This is a genomic window from Bacillus sp. GW821-FHT11D08, from assembly GCF_058808515.1.
In genome coordinates, this window is sequence record NZ_JBXARS010000004.1 from 24,125 (window position 1) to 44,043 (window position 19,919).

Sequence of the window (19,919 nt, forward strand, 5' to 3'; positions counted from 1 at the left end):
CATGAATCAATGGATGGATCTTGCAGAGAGAGTGCTGGACGGGGCGGAAGTAACGAATCAAGAAGCGCTGGCCATTTTAAATTGTCCTGATGAGGATCTTTTATTGCTGATGCATGCCGCTTTTCATATCAGAAAACGATTTTACGGAAAAAAAGTAAAGCTGAATATGATTATGAATGCCAAATCAGGCCTGTGTCCGGAAAATTGCGGGTACTGTTCACAATCTTCAATATCAAAAGCGCCGATTGAGTCTTACCGGCTGGTGGATAAGCATATATTGCTAAAGGGGGCAAAACGCGCCCACGACCTGAATATAGGGACATACTGTATCGTCGCCAGCGGGCGGGGACCGTCAAACAGAGAAGTAGATCAAGTTGTTGATGCTGTCAAAGAAATTAAAGAAACGTACGGTTTAAAAATCTGCGCATGTCTCGGTCTGCTGAAGCCGGAACAGGCAGAGCGGCTGAAACAGGCAGGAGTAGACCGGTACAATCATAACATCAATACATCACAAAGGAATCACTCAAACATTACGACCTCCCACACGTATGACGACAGGGTCAATACAGTGGAAACGGCGAAACAATCGGGGATGTCACCTTGTTCTGGTGTCATCGTCGGCATGAAAGAGACGAAACAGGACGTCATTGATATGGCGAACAGCTTAAAAGCGCTTGACGCCGACAGCATCCCGGTTAATTTTCTGCATGCGATTGACGGAACTCCGTTAGAAGGGGTAAGCGAATTACACCCGGTGTATTGCCTGAAAGTACTCGCCTTGTTCCGTTTTATCAATCCGTCAAAAGAAATCCGTATCTCAGGAGGCCGGGAAGTCAACCTTCGTTCGCTGCAGCCGCTGGGACTTTACGCCGCAAATTCGATTTTCGTCGGAGATTACTTAACGACAGCAGGGCAGCATGAAACAGAGGATCATCAAATGCTCCATGATTTAGGTTTTGAAGTCGAATCCGTTGAAGAAATGAAAGCCGGCCTGCAATCCGCCTGCAATACGGAGGTATAAGATGACGGCGGACCTATCGATTGCACATCCGTCTCTCCATGCGGATTCGGATTTTTGGAATGACCCTTACCCGTTTTATGACAAACTGCGATCCATTGATCCTGTTTATAAAGGAACCGTATTAAAATATCCGGGCTGGTATGTCACCGGGTATAAAGAAGCGGCAGCGATTTTGAAAGACATTCGGTTTAAAAACCGCATTCCTCTTCCGGAAGCTTCAACGAAATATCAAAATCTATCGCATATCCAGCACGATATGCTGTTATTTAAAAATCAATCAGACCATAAACGGATGCGGATGCTTATCGGTAAAGAATTTACCGCAAAGACGGCGGAATCACTTCGCCCCTGTATAAAAGAAACGGTTCATGACTTGTTGGATCAAGTCCAAATCAAAAAAACCGCGGACCTTGTTTCAGAGTTTGCCTTTCCATTGGCAAGCCTTATCATTGCGGAGATACTCGGAGTGCCGAAAGAGGAGAGATATCAATTCAGACAATGGACGGCAGACGTCATTCACGCCATTGATCTTACCCGATCAAGAAAGACGTTAGTCAGAGCAAGCGACACCGCAGGCAGGCTGACGTCATATTTCAAAGATTTGATTCACAAGCGGAAAGCGCACCCTCAGCAAGACTTGATCAGCAGGTTTATTATGGAGGAGCAGCTTTCAAAAGAGGAAGTGCTCGCGACATGTATCTTACTTGTCATAGCCGGACACGAGACGACGGTAAACCTCATAAGCAACGGTGTGTTTACTTTATTGAAACACCCTGAACAGCTTAGCGCACTGAGAGAAAACCCCTCGCTTATTGAAACTGCAGTTGAGGAATGTCTGCGCTACGACAGCCCCGCGCAGCTGACGGCACGCACCGCCTCAGAAGACTGCGAAATAAATGGGAAGACCATAAAAAAAGGAGAGCAGGTATATATCCTTTTAGGTGCAGCCAATCGCGATCCAAGCATATTCGATCAACCTCACAAAATGGATATCCAAAGAAAACCGAACCCGCATCTTGCATTCGGAAAGAACTCCCATTTTTGCATAGGCTCCTCATTAGCGCGCATCGAAGCACAAATTGCAATTCTCACACTGTTTGAGCGGATGCCTAAGCTTCGGCTGGCTGCACACCGCCTTGAATACCGCAAGCTCATTGGTTTTAGGTCGCTCAAAGAGCTCCCGGTTGTCATTGGCTGAATGACCATGCAGGAGGGCCGGATTTTATCGGTTCCTCTTGCAGGAAATAAATGAAAGAAAAAAGAATACATATTTATAAAGCAAAAATCCTCTCTGATCCATCTCACTATCCCTAAAAAAACTCACTGCTCAGCCAATCAATCTAATACAGCAAGAGTCTCCCTTTTTCGCCAAAACGGAACATTCACCATGATGCACATTTTTTCAGCCTCAGAAACTGTGCAAAACCGGCATGTTTTTGCTTTATTTTCTCGATTTTTTGTAAGCGCTTACTAATATTGAGCAGAAAAGAGGGGGATTTGTGGACATTGTTATTATTTTATTGGCATTAGGCATGCTGATGTTTGCGGCTTACCGGGGCTTTTCAGTCATTTTATTCGCCCCGATTTGTGCGCTGTTTGCCGTGCTCCTGACAGATCCAAGCTTCGTACTTCCTTTCTTCTCGAATATATTTATGGAGAAGATGGTAGGATTTATTAAGCTGTATTTTCCCGTATTTCTTTTAGGGGCCGTTTTTGGCAAGGTTGTTGAAATATCCGGGCTCGCCGAGTCGATTGCAAAAACAATCGTCAAGCTTGTGGGAGCAAAAAGAGCCATTCTCGCCATCGTCTTAATGGGTGCGATTTTAACGTACAGCGGCGTCAGTCTCTTCGTAGCGGTGTTTGCCATTTATCCGTTTGCTAAAAACCTATTTATGAAAGCTGATATTCCCAAGCGTCTGATACCCGGTACGATTGCATTGGGCGCCTTTACATTTACAATGGATGCGCTTCCCGGCACACCGCAAATTCAAAATGTCATTCCGACCGCTTTTTTTAAAACAAACATTTATGCCGCTCCCTGGCTCGGACTGATTGGTGCAGCATTTGTGCTTACGGCCGGAATGATTTATTTAGAATCCCGGCGCAAAAAAGCGGCCAATGCCGGAGAAGGCTATGCTGGATTTCAATCTGAAGTTTCCGCTGCAGAGGAATCGTCAGGTCTGGCTAATGAAACACATACGCCTGTTTTACCGCAACCCAGCCCCGCGCGGCAAGTGCTCGCCTTTGTTCCGCTTATCCTTGTGGGAGTCATGAACAAATGCTTCACGATGTGGCTCCCGCATTGGTACCCTGACGGATTTGATTTTGCGCCGCTCGGCTTAGAAGCGTTCGGGAAGATTGACCTTTCCTCCGTCACTGCGATCTGGTCAGTAGAACTCGCACTGTTCATCGGAATCATGACCACGATTTTGTTCGATTGGAAAAAAGTCCTCTTCAATTTGAAAGAAGGACTGAATGAGGGCATCGGGGGTGCCTTGCTGGCGTCGATGAATACAGGAGCCGAATACGGATTTGGCGGCATCATTGCGGCGCTTCCCGGCTTTAAAATGGTCAGCAGCGGCATATCGCAGACGTTTACTGATCCGCTCGTCAACGGAGCGGTGACGACCACTGCGCTTGCCGGGATTACAGGATCGGCATCAGGAGGAATGGGCATCGCTTTAAGCACGATGTCAGCAGCGTATACAGAAGCAATCAATACATTCCACATCCCGCCGGAGGTCATGCACCGGGTGATCTCGATGGCCTCCGGCGGGATGGACACTCTTCCGCATAATGGCGCCGTCATTACGCTGCTCGCGGTCACCGGGTTGACCCACCGCCAATCCTACAGGGATATCTTTGCCATTACCGTCATTAAAACAGCCGCTGTGTTTGTCATCATCGCCATTTACAGTCTGACAGGCCTTGTGTAGCCAAAACAGAAAGGGGAAACGAATATGGGAAAAGGAAAAGTGATGGACTCTTATCAAGATGCTGCTGCACTGATCAAGGACGGAGACACCCTCATCGCAGGAGGCTTCGGCCTGTGCGGCATTCCGGAACAATTAATTCTCGCGATCAGGGACAGCGGCGTAAAAAACTTGACCGTTGTCAGTAATAACTGCGGTGTTGATGATTGGGGGTTAGGCCTCTTGCTTGCAAACCGGCAGATCAAAAAAATGGTCGCATCCTATGTGGGAGAAAACAAAACCTTTGAACGGCAGTTTTTAAGCGGAGAGCTGGAAGTCGAATTGGTGCCCCAAGGAACGCTCGCAGAAAGAATTCGCGCGGGAGGGGCGGGCATTCCGGCGTTTTACACACCTGCGGGCGTCGGAACATCAGTAGCCGAGGGAAAAGAACATAAGACATTTGACGGACGCACCTATCTTCTGGAGAAAGGGATTACAGGGAACGCCGCCATCGTAAAGGCCTGGAAAGCCGATCCTCTGGGCAACCTGATGTTCAGAAAGACGGCGAGAAATTTCAATCCGCTCGCTGCAATGGCAGGCAAAGTGACGATTGCAGAGGCTGAAGAAATCGTCGATGCCGGAGAGCTTGATCCGGATCAAATTCATACGCCGGGTATTTTTGTGCAGCACGTGCTGCTCGGCGGGATTCATGAAAAACGGATTGAACGCCGCACCGTCCGGCAAGCATGATAAAGGAGGCTGACAGAATGAGAGATAGCAGAAAACGAATGATCAAACGGGCTGTAAAAGAAATTAAGGACGGAATGAATGTGAACTTGGGGATAGGGATGCCGACGCTTGTAGCCAATGAGATACCGAATGATTATAACGTCCTGCTTCAGTCTGAAAACGGCTTGCTCGGGATCGGGCCTTATCCGGCGGAAGGAACGGAGGACCCCGATCTGATCAACGCGGGAAAAGAAACCATCACCGAAGTAAAGGGAGCCTCGTATTTTGACAGTGCCGAATCCTTTGCCATGATTCGCGGCGGCCACATTGATGTAGCGATCCTCGGCGGGATGGAAGTGTCCGAACGGGGAGATTTGGCGAACTGGATGATCCCAGGAAAAATGATCAAAGGAATGGGCGGCGCCATGGACTTGGTCCACGGAGCAAAACGGATTATTGTCATTATGGAGCACGTTAATAAATATGGGGAATCTAAAGTGAGAACGGAATGTACGCTGCCTTTAACCGGCAGGCAGGTGGTCGATCGGCTGATCACAGATTTGGCTGTATTCGATTTTCATGATGGCCGTATGACGCTCACCGAACTGCAGGAAGGTGTAACAATGGAGGAGGTCTTTGAGAAAACAGAAGGTCATTTTACTGTCAGCCAGTCGTTAAAAAACGGGGTCAGACCAAAATGAGGAGGTGCCGTCATGCATTCATTGCTTATTGAAAAAACAGCCGTTGTAACAGGAGCAGCCGGAGGAATCGGGCTTGAAATCGCAAAAGAATTCGCCCGTGAAGGAGCAGCCGTCATCATATCTGATATAAACGAACAAGCGGGGAAAGAAGCGGCGGCAAGACTGAAAGATAAAGGCTGTGAAGCAGTCAGCATCACATGCGATGTAACAAATGAAAAGCAAGTGGCCGACATGCTGCAGACGGTCGAGAAACAATTCGGACGTCTCGATATCCTTGTGAATAATGCGGGCATTCAGCATGTCGCGCCCATCGAGGAATTTCCCACCGAACAGTTTGAACGGCTCATTCGTCTCATGCTGACTGCGCCATTTATCGCAATGAAGCATGCATTCCCCATTATGAAAAAACAGCAATTCGGTCGAATCATTAATATGGCGTCTGTTAACGGACTGATCGGTTTTCACGGGAAAGCGGCATATAACAGCGCCAAGCACGGCGTCATCGGTTTAACGAAAGTCGGCGCACTTGAAGGCGCGGGTGACGGCATCACCGTCAATGCGCTTTGTCCGGGATATGTGGACACTCAGCTTGTCCGCAATCAGTTAAAGGACATTTCCGCAACAAGGAATGTACCGTACGAGCGGGTGCTTGAGGACGTCATCTTTCCGCTCGTTCCCCAAAAACGGCTGCTGTCAGTGAAGGAAATCGCTGATTACGCCGTATTTTTGGCCAGCGACAAAGCAAAAGGGGTCACAGGTCAGGCCGTAGTCATGGATGGCGGGTATACCGCTCAATAGTTCTTATACTTTTTAAAAACAGCCGCTCTGAACGGCTGTTTTTTTATGCCTGAAAACCTTGTTCAGTCAAAAGGCCAATTTACTGCGTCAATCGGTATCCGGGCAGGGTCATTCGCATGTTCTGCGGCGTATTTCGTCCTTGCGGATTTTCCCCATCCAAATCCATCTCTTGCACCACATTTATAATCAAGCGCCATCAGTTTACAATCCTTCACAGATTACAAATGATTTTTTACAATAAACAGAAAATATGTAATTTCTGACACAATAATGCCAATAGCCCTAAAACATATGAAACATGAAGAGCGCGTCCGAAGTGAAGAAGAGCCGGTAACAGGCTCCACCCCGGCTTTCATCATCTCTCTTTAAGACTGATTTTCGGTGAAATCCCCATGTTTTATTTATGAATAAATATATCTAATTCGTTTGTGAAAACGAACAATAACTCCTCCGAAAGTATTCTATACACATTTGTTATAATCATGCTAGGATGTTAGATAAAGGGATATTTTGTAGGATATTGTATCCCCTGTTCAATATGATCGGAGGAATCTCATGAACAATCTTGCCTTTTTATTTCCTGGACAAGGGTCTCAATTTGTAGGAATGGGCAAACAATTTTGGAATGATTTTGTGCTCGCAAAGAGATTGTTTGAAGAAGCGAGCGATGCGATCTCCTTGGATGTAAAAAAACTGTGTTTTAACGGAGATATGAATGAATTGACAAAGACAATGAACGCGCAGCCCGCTATTTTAACGGTCAGTGTGATTGCTTTTCAAGTGTATATGCAGGAAATAGGGGTGAAGCCCCGCTTCCTGGCAGGCCATAGCTTAGGCGAATATTCAGCGCTTGTCTGTGCCGGCGCCCTTTCTTTTCAGGATGCCGTTACACTTGTAAGGGAGCGGGGAATTCTTATGCAAAATGCGGATCCCCAGCAGCAGGGGACGATGGCCGCCGTGACACAGCTCTCTCTCCAAACCTTGCAGGAAATATGTTCGAAAGTATCGACGGAAGACTTTCCGGCAGATGTAGCCTGCATGAATTCAGAACAGCAGCATGTGATTTCCGGACACCGGCAAGCTGTGGAACGTGTCATCAAGATGGCGGAGGAAAAGGGTGCGGCATACACTTATTTGAATGTCAGTGCGCCTTTTCACAGTTCGATGATACGATCAGCCTCCGAACAATTCCAGACTGTATTACACCGGTATTCCTTCCGGGATGCCGCATGGCCGATCATTTCAAATGTCACCGCGCGCCCTTACAGCAGCGGAAATTCGATCAGCGAACATCTCAAGCAGCACATGACGATGCCGGTTAGATGGACAGAATCGATGCATTACTTGCTTTTACATGGAGTCACAGAAGTCATCGAAATGGGTCCGAACAATGTCTTAGCCGGTCTGCTGAGAAAAACAACGAATCACATTGTACCTTATCCCTTAGGACAGACATCTGATGTTCCCCCGCTTTCCAATTCAACGGAAAGAAAGAAACATATTGTCCATTTACGCAAAAAACAACTGAATAAATTGATGATTCAATCCGTCATTGCGCGAAATTACAACAAGGATTCAGCGGATTATTCCAATAGGACGACGCCATTATTTACGCAAATCCAAGAGCTGAAAGAGAGAATGAAAAGGCATGAAGACGTGCTTTCAGAACAAGAACTCGAACATTCGATCCATTTATGCAAATTAATTTGTGAAGCTAAACAGCTTCCGGCTTGGGAAGAATTGCGGATTTTAAAATAAAGCGCCCAGGAGGGGACCTATGTATACCAGACAATTCCAAACCTTAGTAGATGTCATTCGGGAAAGAAGCAATATCTCTGATCGCGGGATCCGTTTTATCGAATCCGATAAAAACGAGACGGTTGTCTCTTATCGCCAATTGTTTGAAGAGGCGCAAGGGTATCTTGGCTATTTACAGCATCTCGGCATTAAGCCGAAGCAGGAAATTGTATTTCAAATCCAAGAAAACAAATCATTTGTCGTTGCTTTTTGGGCTTGTATATTAGGAGGAATGATCCCGGTTCCGGTCAGTATCGGAGAAGATGATGACCATAAGCTGAAGGTCTGGCGCATTTGGAATATATTAAATCATCCCTTTCTGATTGCCTCTGAAAAAGTATTGGACAAAATAAAGAAATACGCTGCAGAACACGATTTACAGGATTTCCATCATCAATTAAACGAAAAATCTGACGTCATTCAAGATCAAATCTACGATTACCCCGCTTCGTTTTATGAACCTGATGCGGATGAACTCGCCTTTATCCAATTTTCTTCCGGATCCACAGGAGATCCAAAAGGAGTCATGTTAACGCATCACAACTTAATACATAACACGTGTGCCATTGGCACTGCCCTACACGTTCATTCGAAAGACTCCTTCTTATCATGGATGCCTTTAACGCATGATATGGGGCTCATCGCCTGCCACCTTGTTCCCTTCATAACCGGAATCAATCAAAATCTAATGCCTACAGAATTATTTATTCGCAGACCTATTCTTTGGATGAAAAAAGCTCATGAACATAAAGCCAGTATTCTATCATCTCCTAATTTCGGGTACAACTACTTCCTTAAATTTCTGAAAAACGAACCAGACTGGGATTTATCCCACATCAAGGTCATCGCAAACGGGGCAGAACCGATATTGCCGGAGCTATGTGACGAATTTTTGAAAAGATGCGCAGCATTCAATCTGAAAAGATCCGCCATTTTGAATGTTTACGGTTTAGCGGAAGCTTCGGTTGGCGCAGCGTTCTCTAAAATAGGTAAAGAATTCGTTCCCGTTTATTTGCATCGTGACTATTTAAATCTTGGTGAAAGAGCTGTAAAAGTCAGCAAAGAGGACCAAAATTGCGCTTCATTCGTCGAGGTGGGACAACCTATTGACTATTGTCAGCTTCGGATCTCCGATGAAACAAATGAAAGAGTAGAAGACGGAATCATCGGCCATATCCAGATCAAAGGAGACAATGTGACGCAAGGGTATTATAACAACCCAGAGAGTACGGAAAAAGCGCTGACTTCTGACGGCTGGGTAAAAACGGGAGACCTCGGATTCATTAGTGAAAGTGGTAACTTAGTCGTAACCGGAAGAGAAAAGGACATTATTTTCGTGAACGGAAAAAATATCTACCCGCACGATATTGAACGGGTCGCGATTGAAATGGAAGAGGTTGACTTAGGAAGGGTTGCCGCCTGCGGTGTATATGATCAAAAGACACAAAGCGGAGAAATCGTGCTCTTTGTTGTTTACAAAAAATCACCTGAAAAATTCGCACCGCTTGTCAAAGAGATAAAAAAGCATTTGTACAAGCGGGGCGGCTGGAGCATAAAAGAAGTCCTTCCGATCCGAAAACTCCCTAAAACAACCAGCGGAAAGGTTAAACGCTACGAACTTGCCAGACAGTATGAGGCAGGGAATTTTTCAACAGAGTCTGCCGCCATCAATGAATGTTTGGAGAGCAGCCCGGAAACATCCGGACAGACACCCATTCATGAGATAGAAACGGAATTGCTGTCTATCTTTTCCGAAGTGCTCAACGGGAAAAAGGTTCACCTCGCTGACAGTTATTTTGATATGGGAGCAAATTCATTACAGTTATCGCAGATTGCCGAGCGCATAGAACAGAAATTCGGACGCGAGCTTGCCGTTTCAGATCTCTTTACGTATCCTTCTATCACTGATTTAGCGGCATATCTGTCTGAAAGCCGGGCTGAAATCAAACAGGACGCGGCAGCGAAACCAAGCCATGTGACACCGAAAGATATCGCCATTATCGGAATGTCGCTCAATGTCCCGGGAGCGTCAACGAAAAGTGATTTTTGGAATCTGCTTGAAAAAGGTGAGCACAGCATTCGAGAATACCCCGAATCCCGGCTGAAAGATGCGGCGGATTATTTAAAGTCCATCCAAAGCGAGTTCAATGAGAGTCAGTTTGTGAAGGGCGGCTATTTAGATGAAATCGACCGCTTTGATTATTCGTTCTTCGGTTTAGCTCCTAAAACGGCTCAGTTTATGGACCCTAACCAAAGACTGTTTTTGCAGTCTGCATGGCATGCGATTGAAGATGCGGGCTATGCCGGCGGCAGCATGAACGGGAGCCGTGTCGGGGTATATGCGGGGTACTCGAAGGTGGGCTACGATTATGAACGTCTCCTTTCTGCGAATTATCCGGAGGAACTTCATCAATATATCGTGGGCAATCTCCCTTCCGTGCTAGCCAGCCGAATCGCTTATTTCTTAAATTTAAAAGGGCCGGCGGTCACAGTGGATACGGCATGCTCCTCATCGCTTGCCGCCGTTCATATGGCATGCAAATCTTTAATATCCGGCGATTGTGAAATGGCTCTTGCCGGAGGTATCCGAACATCGATCTTGCCGATCTGTATCGGGCTTGATATGGAATCTTCGGACGGATACACCAAAACGTTCAGCAAAGATTCAGACGGCACGGGCACAGGTGAAGGCGCGGCCGCAGTCCTGCTAAAACCTTTGCAGGATGCTGTTCGCGACGGAGACCATATTTACGGCGTAATCAAGGGAAGCGCGATGAATCAAGACGGAACAACCGCCGGGATTACAGCACCGAATCCGGCAGCTCAGACTGAGGTCATTGAGACGGCCTGGAAAGACGCGGGCATTGCTCCTGAAACACTGTCTTTCATCGAAGCGCATGGCACCGGAACGAAGCTCGGCGATCCGGTTGAATTTAACGGGCTTTGTAAAGCGTTTGAAAAGTATACGGCAAAAAAACAATTTTGTGCGATTGGTTCTGTTAAATCGAACATCGGTCATTTGTTTGAAGCGGCAGGCATCGTCGGGCTGATCAAATCTGTCCTCATGCTGAATCACAAGAAAAATCCGCCGTTAGTGCACTTTAATGAACCTAATCCGCTCATTCATTTTCACTCATCACCATTTTATGTGAATCAGGAAGCTGCAGCGTTCACATCCGGTGATGAGCCGCTGCGAGGCGGAATCAGCTCGTTCGGTTTTAGCGGAACGAACGCTCATGTGGTATTGGAAGAATATATTTCTCAAAGTGAGTATGCACCCGAGGATGAACATGGGCCGCACCTATTTGTTTTATCCGCTCATACTGAAAAATCACTCTATGAACTCGCACAGCAGTACCGGCAATATGTATCGGATGACAGCCAAGCTTCATTAAAGTCCATTTGCTATACAGCAAGTACGGGCAGGGCTCATTTGGATCATGGCATTGCCATGATTGTATCCGGTAAACAAGAACTATCGGATAAGCTGACCCGCCTGATTCAGGGAGACAGAAACCTTCCCGGTGTATACATCGGTTACAAGAATATGAAGGAAATGCTGCCTGCTCATAAAGAAGAGCTGAATCAACAAGCAGCCGCTCTGATTAAGCAGCGTTTACGTACGCAAGATGAACGGATCACATGGCTGAATCGCGCAGCCGAATTATTTGTGCAAGGAGCCGTTATCGATTGGCGCGCGCTTTATTCCGGTGAAACTGTACAAAAGACGCCATTGCCCCTGTATCCGTTTGAACGGAGCCGATGCTGGGCTGAAGCTGACCAATTGCGCTTAAACGAGGGCGAAAAGAAAGGAGGAGCAGCATTGAATATCAATCAATCGAAAGCGCACATTGAATCCTTCCTGAAAACTGTAATCAGCAACGCTTCAGGGATCAGAGCGGAGGAACTCGATCTGAATGCTCATTTTATCGGGCTCGGAATGGATTCTATCATGCTGTCACAGGTCAAAAAAGCCATTGCGGACGAATTTGGGGTAGACATCCCGATGGATCGTTTTTTTGATACGATGAACAACCTTCAAAGTGTCATAGATTACTTGGCTGAGACCGTTCCATCGTCCTTTGCATCCGCTCCCCCTCAAGAGAATGTTCCGGCGCAGGAAATACAGGTCATTTCAGAAGCGCAGTCTGAATCGGATCGCAGAGAAGGTCATCAAGAGCATATGCTCGAAAAAATAATCGCTTCTCAGAATCAATTAATTCAGGATACCTTGCAAGCTCAATTAAATAGTTTTAATTTGTTGAGAAACAGCGGACATCATTCCGATGAGAAAGAATACGCTAAAGCGCAAAAGAAATCAATTCCTTCTGTCGAGCAGGGGCCTCCGACCGTCACTGCAGAAAAGAAAGCGGCTCAAGAAGCGAAACCCTATGTTCCTTTTCAGCCTCAGAACCTGAATGATCAGGGACACTATACCGCACGGCAAAAACAATACTTAGAAGATTTCATCAAGAAATACGCCGATAAAACGAAAGGTTCCAAACAATATACGGACAACACCCGATTTGCTCATGCAAACAACCGCAATTTGTCCAGCTTCCGTTCGTATTGGAAGGAAATCGTATACCCGATTATCGCCGAACGTTCTGACGGTTCTAAAATGTGGGATATTGACGGAAATGAATATATCGATATCACCATGGGATTCGGGGTTAACCTTTTCGGGCATCATCCTTCCTTTATTACACAGGTTATCGATGATTCAACCCGTTCATCATTGCCTCCGCTCGGCCCGATGTCAGATGTCGCCGGTGAAGTTGCCGACCGGATCCGCACATGTACCGGAGTGGAAAGGGTCGCTTTCTATAATTCAGGAACAGAGGCCGTCATGGTTGCCCTGCGTTTGGCGCGGGCGGCAACAGGAAGAAAGAAAGTCGTGGCGTTCTCCGGATCTTATCACGGCACGTTTGACGGCGTATTAGGGGTTGCCGGCACAAAAGGCGGGGCTGCGTCTGCGAATCCGCTGGCTCCGGGCATACTGCAGAGCTTTATGGATGATTTGATTATTTTACATTACAACAATCCCGATTCGCTGGACGTGATCCGCAGTCTTGGTGATGAATTGGCAGCCGTACTGGTGGAACCGGTACAAAGCCGCAGACCGGATTTGCAGCCGCAGGCATTTTTGAAAGAATTGCGGGCGATCACGCAGCAATCCGGAACAGCTCTGATTATGGATGAAATTATTACCGGATTTCGGATCGGTCTTGGCGGCGCACAGGAATGGTTCGGCATTCAGGCTGATTTAGTGACCTACGGAAAAATCATCGGCGGCGGACAGCCGTTAGGGGTAGTTGCCGGAAAAGCTGAGTTCATGAATGCGATCGACGGGGGTACCTGGCAGTATGGGGACGATTCCTACCCGCAAGACGAGGCGAAACGCACGTTTGTGGCCGGCACCTTCAATACCCACCCGCTTACCATGAGGATGTCATTAGCCGTCCTTCGCCATTTACAAACCGAAGGAGAACATCTGTATGAGCAGCTTAATCAAAAAACAGCCTACCTGGTCGATGAGCTGAATCGCTGCTTCGAACAAGCGCAAGTGCCTATCCGCATGGTTCGATTCGGTTCTTTATTCCGGTTTGTCTCATCGCTTGATAATGACTTGTTCTTTTACCATCTCAACTATAAAGGGGTCTATGTATGGGAGGGACGCAACTGCTTCTTGTCTGCGGCGCATACCGCGGATGATATCGAAAATATTATTCAAGCGGTGAAAGACACGGTGGAGGATCTTCGCCGAGGCGGATTTATTCCGGAAGGCCCGGATTCCCCTGATGGCGGAGGCCGTAAAAAGTCCGGGACGCGCGAGCTTTCACCTGAACAAAAGCAGTTGGTTATGGCATCCCATTACGGGAATGAAGCTTCCGCCGCTTTAAACCAGTCCATTATGCTGAAAGTGAAGGGCGAACTGCAGTATACATCATTAAAACAAGCCGTCCGGCATATCGTTGACCGTCATGAAGCTTTACGTACGGTGATTCATCCCGATGACGAGGTACAGCAAGTGCAGGAACGGATGAATATAGAAATACCTGTCATTGATTTTACCGGTCACCCGCATGAACATCGGGAGCCGGAAATCCAAAAATGGCTGACAGAAGATGCCAAGCGGCCGTTTCATTTCCATGAACAAAAACCTTTGTTTAGAATCCATGTGCTTACATCGGCTCACAATGAACATCTGATTGTGCTCACGTTCCATCATATCATTGCCGATGGATGGTCAATCGCCGTTTTTGTTCAAGAACTGGAGAGCAACTACGCGGCAATCGTACAAGGAAAACCGATTTCGCCGAAAGAGGCAGATGTTTCGTTTCGCCAATACTTAGACTGGCAGCAGGCACAGATTGACAGCGGCCATTATGAAGAAGGGGTCCGTTATTGGCGGCGTCATTTCTCTGAACCGATACAGCAGCCAATTCTGCCAAGCACAGATTCTGTCCGTTATCCGAACGGGTATGAGGGAGACCGGTGTACCGTCAGGCTTGGACGGCCATTGAGCGAGGCTTTAAGGTCATTAAGCATTCAGATGAAAAATAGCGTATTTGTGACGATGCTGGGTGCATTTCATCTTTTTCTGCATCAGCTTACCAAACAGTCAGGCCTTGTGATCGGGGTCCCCGCAGCAGGTCAATCGCATATGAAACAGCATGATCTGATTGGAAATTGCGTCAATATGATTCCGGTGAAGAACACGTCTTCTTCAGAAAGCACTTTATCCGGTTATCTTGGCAGTATGAAAGAAAGCGTGAATCTTGCAATGCGGCACCAAGCCGTCCCGATGACACTGGTGGCCAGAGAGCTTCCGCACGATCAAGTGCCGGATATGCGTATTATCTTTAATTTAGACAGGCCTTTTCGAAAGCTGCATTTCGGAAAGGCGGAGGCGGAGCCCGTTGCATACCCGGTAAAATGCACCCTATACGATTTATTTCTGAACATAACAGACGCGCATCAAGAATATGTTCTTGATTTCGACTTTAATACGAACGTCGTCAGTCCGGAAATCATGAAAAAGTGGGGAGCGGGTTTTACAAAATTGCTGCAAAAAATGGTTGAGGGAGATTCAATCCCTCTTGACGCCATGATGATGTTTTCCGATGAAGAACAGCATGATTTACAAGCACTTTACGCCGAACACCAGAAGCGGATCTCTTCAATAGGAAGCAATACGGCAAATTTTACTGAAGCCTATGAGGCGCCGGTAAATGAAACGGAACGGCAGCTGGCGCGGATTTGGGAGGAACTTTTCGGCCTTGAACGGGTTGGCAGATCAGATCGCTTCCTGGCTCTGGGAGGAAACTCACTCCAGGCAACGCTTATGCTTTCCAAAGTTCAGAAGACATTTCATCAAAAGGTTTCCATTGGACAATTTTTCAATCACCAGACTGTTAAGGAATTAGCACGTTTCATTCAGAACGAAACGAAAGTCGTGCACCTCCCAATGAAGGCTGCCGAGAAAAAAGCGTATTACCCGACATCGCCGGCACAGCAAAGAGTATATTTCCTGCACCAGCTGGAAACGGATCAGCTGGCGCAAAATATGTTCGGCCACATATCAATAACAGGGAAGTACGATGAGCAAGCCCTGATCTCATCTCTTCAACAAGTGATGCAGCGGCACGAAGCGTTTCGCACGTATTTCGACATTATAGATGGCGATATCGTTCAGAAACTTGAAAACGAAGTTGATTTTAACGTTCATGTCCGGACAATGAGCCGGGATGAATTTGATGCCTATTCAGACCGGTTTGTAAAACCGTTCCGCCTGGACCAAGCTCCGTTAGTTCGTGCGGAGCTGATCAAGATTGAAAACGAGCAGGCCGAACTGCTCATCGATATGCATCATATCATTTCGGACGGTTATTCCGTCAACATCCTTACAAATGAATTGCTGGCTTTATATCATCAGAAACCATTACCGGACATTGAATTTGAATATAAAGATTTCGCAGAATGGCAAAACCAACGGCTGAATGAGGATGCCATGAAGCGGCAGGAGACATATTGGCTGGAACAATTTCAAGACGAAATTCCCATTCTCGACCTGCCGACAGACGGTTCAATAGCGGCAGAACGGTCTTCTGAGGGACAGCGTGTGACATGCTCCTTACAGCCGGATGTCATCCGTTCGCTTCAAGATTTGGCGCAAAAGGCGGAAACGACTCTCTATACGGTGCTTCTGGCCGCCTATAATGTGCTGCTTCATAAATATACGGGACAAGAAGACATTGTCGTAGGCACGCCTGCTTCAGGAAGAAATCATCCGGATATCGAAAAGATCATCGGTATTTTCATACAAACCATTGGAATCCGGACGAAGCCGCACGCCAATAGAACGTTTACGGATTATCTGGAAGAAGTAAAGCGGCAGACGCTTGACGCTTTCGAAAACCAAGACTATCCATTCGACCGGCTTGTGGAGAAATTAAATGTACAGCGGGAAACAACCGGAAAGTCTCTGTTTAATACGATGTTTGTGTTTCAAAACATTGAATTTCATGAAATCCGGCACAATGAATGTACATTTAAAGTGAAAGAACGAAATCCAGGGGTCTCTTTATATGATTTGATGCTCACGATCGAAGATGCCGGTCAACAGATAGAGATGCATTTTGATTATAAACCGGGACGATTCACAAAAGACACCATTGAACAGATCACCAGACACTATACCGCCATTTTAAACAGCCTTGCTGAGCAGCCGGAGATGACATTGTCTTCTGTTCCTATGCTGTCTGAAACCGAACGGCATCAACTGCTGACGGAGTGTAATGGCACAAAGACGCCGTATCCGCATAAGGAAACGGTATATCGGTGGTTTGAAATGCAGGCGGAACAGAGTCCCGATCATGAAGCCGTTATTTTTGGCAATGAGCGGTATACGTACAGACAGCTCAATGAACGGGCGAACCGATTGGCGCGGACGTTACGGACAAAAGGCGTACAAGCGGATCAATTCGTTGCCATCATCTGCCCGCATCGGATCGAGCTGATTGTCGGAATTTTGGCTGTTCTGAAAGCCGGCGGCGCATACGTGCCCATTGATCCTGAATATCCGGAAGATCGGATCCAATATATGCTGAGAGATTCAAGAGCGGAGGTTGTGTTGACACAGCGCAGCCTGCTGGATCAATTACCGTATGATGGTGACATTGTGCTTTTGGATGAGGAAAACTCATACCATGAGGAGCACTCGAATCTTGAATCGGACAGCGATGCGCATGATTTGGCCTACATGATCTATACGTCAGGTTCGACGGGAAATCCAAAAGGTGTACTCATTGAGCATCAGGGGCTGGCTGATTATATTTGGTGGGCGAAAGAGGTTTATGTAAGAGGTGAGAAAACCAACTTTCCATTATACTCTTCCATCTCTTTCGATCTGACTGTGACCTCGATATTTACACCGCTGGTTACGGGAAATACCATCATTGTCTTTGACGGCGAAGACAAAAGCGCTGTGCTTTCTGAGATTATGCGGGACTCAAGAATAGACATGATCAAATTGACCCCGGCACATCTGCACGTCATCAAGGAGATGAATATCGCTGGCGGCACCGCCATACGGAAAATGATTGTCGGCGGAGAAAATTTAAGCACCCGTCTGGCCAAAAGTGTCAGCGAGCAGTTTAAAGGCCGGCTGGACATTTTCAATGAATACGGACCGACGGAAGCTGTCGTCGGATGTATGATTTATCACTTCGACGCAGAACGGGACAAGCGGGAATTTGTACCGATCGGCACTCCTGCTCTCAACACGGATATTTATGTGGCCGATGCAAGCAGAAACCTGGTTCCGATCGGGGTAATCGGCGAAATATATATCAGCGGACCGGGTGTTGCCAGAGGGTATTGGAACCGCCCGGATTTAACGGAAGAGAAATTTGTTGAAAACCCGTATGTCCCGGGAGCGAAAATGTACAAATCAGGGGATTTGGCTAAGCGATTGAAGGACGGAAATCTTGTATATATTGGGCGCGTTGATGAACAAGTCAAAATCAGGGGACACCGAATCGAGCTTGGTGAAATTGAAGCAGCGATGCATAACGCGGAAGCGGTGCAAAAAGCCGCGGTAACAGTGAAAGAAGAAGAAGACGGCTTAAAACAATTATGCGCGTATTACGTAAGCGACAAGCCTATAGCGGCTGCGCAGCTTAGGGAACAATTGTCATCGAAGCTTCCGGACTACATGGTTCCGTCCTATTTTGTCCGTCTGGAGCATATGCCGTTAACATCCAACGGGAAAATAAACCGTAAGGCACTGCCTGCACCAGAAGCGAGTCTGCAGCAGACAGCTGAATATGTTCCGCCGGGTAATGAGACGGAGTCCAAACTTACAGATTTATGGAAGGAAGTGCTCGGAATAAGCCATGCGGGGATCAAACATAATTTCTTTGATCTCGGAGGCAACTCCATCCGAGCGGCAGCCTTAGCCGCCAGAATTCACAAAGAGCTGGATGTGAATCTGTCTCTCAAAGACATATTCAAGTTTCCTACCATTGAACAATTGGCTGACAAGGCGTTACACATGGACAAAAATCGATATGTACCGATTCCGGCTGCAAAGGAAATGCCATATTATCCGGTTTCTTCAGCTCAGAGGCGGATGTATTTATTAAGTCACACAGAAGGCGGCGAGCTGACTTACAATATGACGGGTGCCATGAAAGTGGAAGGGACGATCGATCCCGAACGGTTAAACGCCGCTTTCCGAAAATTAATCGCGCGTCATGAAGCGTTGCGTACCAGCTTTGATTTATATGAAGGCGAGCCGGCACAGCGTATTCATCAGAACGTCGACTTTACGATAGAACGAATTCAAGCAAGCGAAGAAGAAGCGGAAAACCGTGTGCTTGATTTCATCAAAGCGTTTGACTTAGCCAAGCCGCCGCTGATGCGGGCCGGACTGATTGAAATTGAACCTGCGCGGCACGTGCTTGTGGTTGATATGCATCATATCATTTCTGACGGCGTGTCCGTCAATATTCTGATGAAAGATTTAAGCCGAATCTACGAGGGGAACGAACCGGACCCGCTCTCTATTCAATATAAAGACTTTGCAGTTTGGCAGCAATCGGACATTCAGAAACGGAACATCAAGAGCCAGAAAGCGTATTGGCTGGATCAGTTTCACGGTGATATTCCTGTACTGGATATTCCTGCGGATTATGAGCGACCTGCCATACGCGATTACGAAGGCGAATCATTTGAATTTCTTATACCCGAACACTTGAAACAGCGTTTAAGCCAAATGGAAGAAGACACAGGAGCAACACTGTATATGATTTTATTGGCAGCCTATACGATTCTTTTATCCAAATACAGCGGACAAGAAGATATTATCGTAGGAACGCCATCTGCCGGGCGGACTCATCTGGATGTAGAGCCGGTCGTGGGAATGTTCGTCAATACGTTAGTCATTCGCAATCACCCGGCGGGCCGTAAAACATTTGATGCCTATTTAAACGAAGTAAAAGAAAACATGCTGAACGCCTATAAAAATCAAGACTATCCGTTGGAAGAATTAATTCAGCATCTGCATCTTCCAAAAGATTCAAGCCGCAATCCTTTATTCGATACGATGTTTGTGCTGCAAAATCTTGATCATGCTGAATTGACTTTCGATTCCCTTCAACTCAAGCCGTATCCATTTCATCATCCGGTTGCCAAATTCGATTTGACCTTGTCGATTCAGGCGGACCGCGACAACTATCACGGACTGTTTGAATATTCGAAAAAACTGTTTAAGAAAAGCAGAATCGAGGTTTTATCAAACGACTACTTACACATCCTATCGGCGATTTTGGAACAGCCAAGCATTCTAATCGAACATATCGGATTGAGCGGCAGCAATGAGGAAGAAGAGAACGCGCTTGATTCTATTCAATTGAACTTTTAGGGAAAAGCATTATTTCTTTAAAATATATAAAA

The 19,919-nt window shown here is 46.8% G+C and carries 8 protein-coding genes; all 8 read left to right on the top strand.

Annotated features, from left to right (window positions below; translation table 11 throughout):
• Nucleotide 1 precedes the first annotated feature (1 nt).
• Entirely contained in the window at nucleotides 2-1,021 is a 1,020-nt protein-coding gene (gene bioB, locus AC1RRX_RS09785; RefSeq protein WP_144464267.1) for a biotin synthase BioB, read from the top strand.
• A gap of 1 nt (nucleotide 1,022) precedes the next feature.
• Entirely contained in the window at nucleotides 1,023-2,219 is a 1,197-nt protein-coding gene (locus AC1RRX_RS09790; protein WP_144464269.1) for a cytochrome P450, read from the top strand.
• Nucleotides 2,220-2,520: 301 nt separating this feature from the next.
• Entirely contained in the window at nucleotides 2,521-3,957 is a 1,437-nt protein-coding gene (locus tag AC1RRX_RS09795; RefSeq protein ID WP_064107339.1) for a GntP family permease, read from the top strand.
• A gap of 24 nt (nucleotides 3,958-3,981) precedes the next feature.
• A complete protein-coding gene (locus tag AC1RRX_RS09800; protein WP_007410135.1) occupies nucleotides 3,982-4,683 on the top strand; it encodes a CoA transferase subunit A in 702 nt (233 codons plus the stop codon).
• A gap of 17 nt (nucleotides 4,684-4,700) precedes the next feature.
• Nucleotides 4,701-5,363, top strand: a complete 663-nt coding sequence (locus AC1RRX_RS09805; protein WP_007410136.1) for a CoA transferase subunit B — start codon at nucleotides 4,701-4,703, stop codon at nucleotides 5,361-5,363.
• Between the two features lie 12 nt (nucleotides 5,364-5,375).
• Complete coding sequence (locus tag AC1RRX_RS09810) at nucleotides 5,376-6,161, top strand: 3-hydroxybutyrate dehydrogenase (RefSeq protein WP_144464271.1); 786 nt, start codon at nucleotides 5,376-5,378, stop codon at nucleotides 6,159-6,161.
• Nucleotides 6,162-6,716: 555 nt separating this feature from the next.
• Nucleotides 6,717-7,919: a bacillomycin D biosynthesis malonyl-CoA transacylase BamD gene (bamD, locus tag AC1RRX_RS09815; protein ID WP_007410138.1), complete on the top strand. Its 1,203-nt coding sequence runs from the start codon at nucleotides 6,717-6,719 to the stop codon at nucleotides 7,917-7,919.
• Between the two features lie 19 nt (nucleotides 7,920-7,938).
• Nucleotides 7,939-19,887, top strand: coding sequence for a bacillomycin D hybrid PKS/NRPS BamA (bamA, locus tag AC1RRX_RS09820; protein ID WP_144464273.1), 11,949 nt, complete (start codon nucleotides 7,939-7,941; stop codon nucleotides 19,885-19,887).
• Nucleotides 19,888-19,919 lie beyond the last annotated feature (32 nt).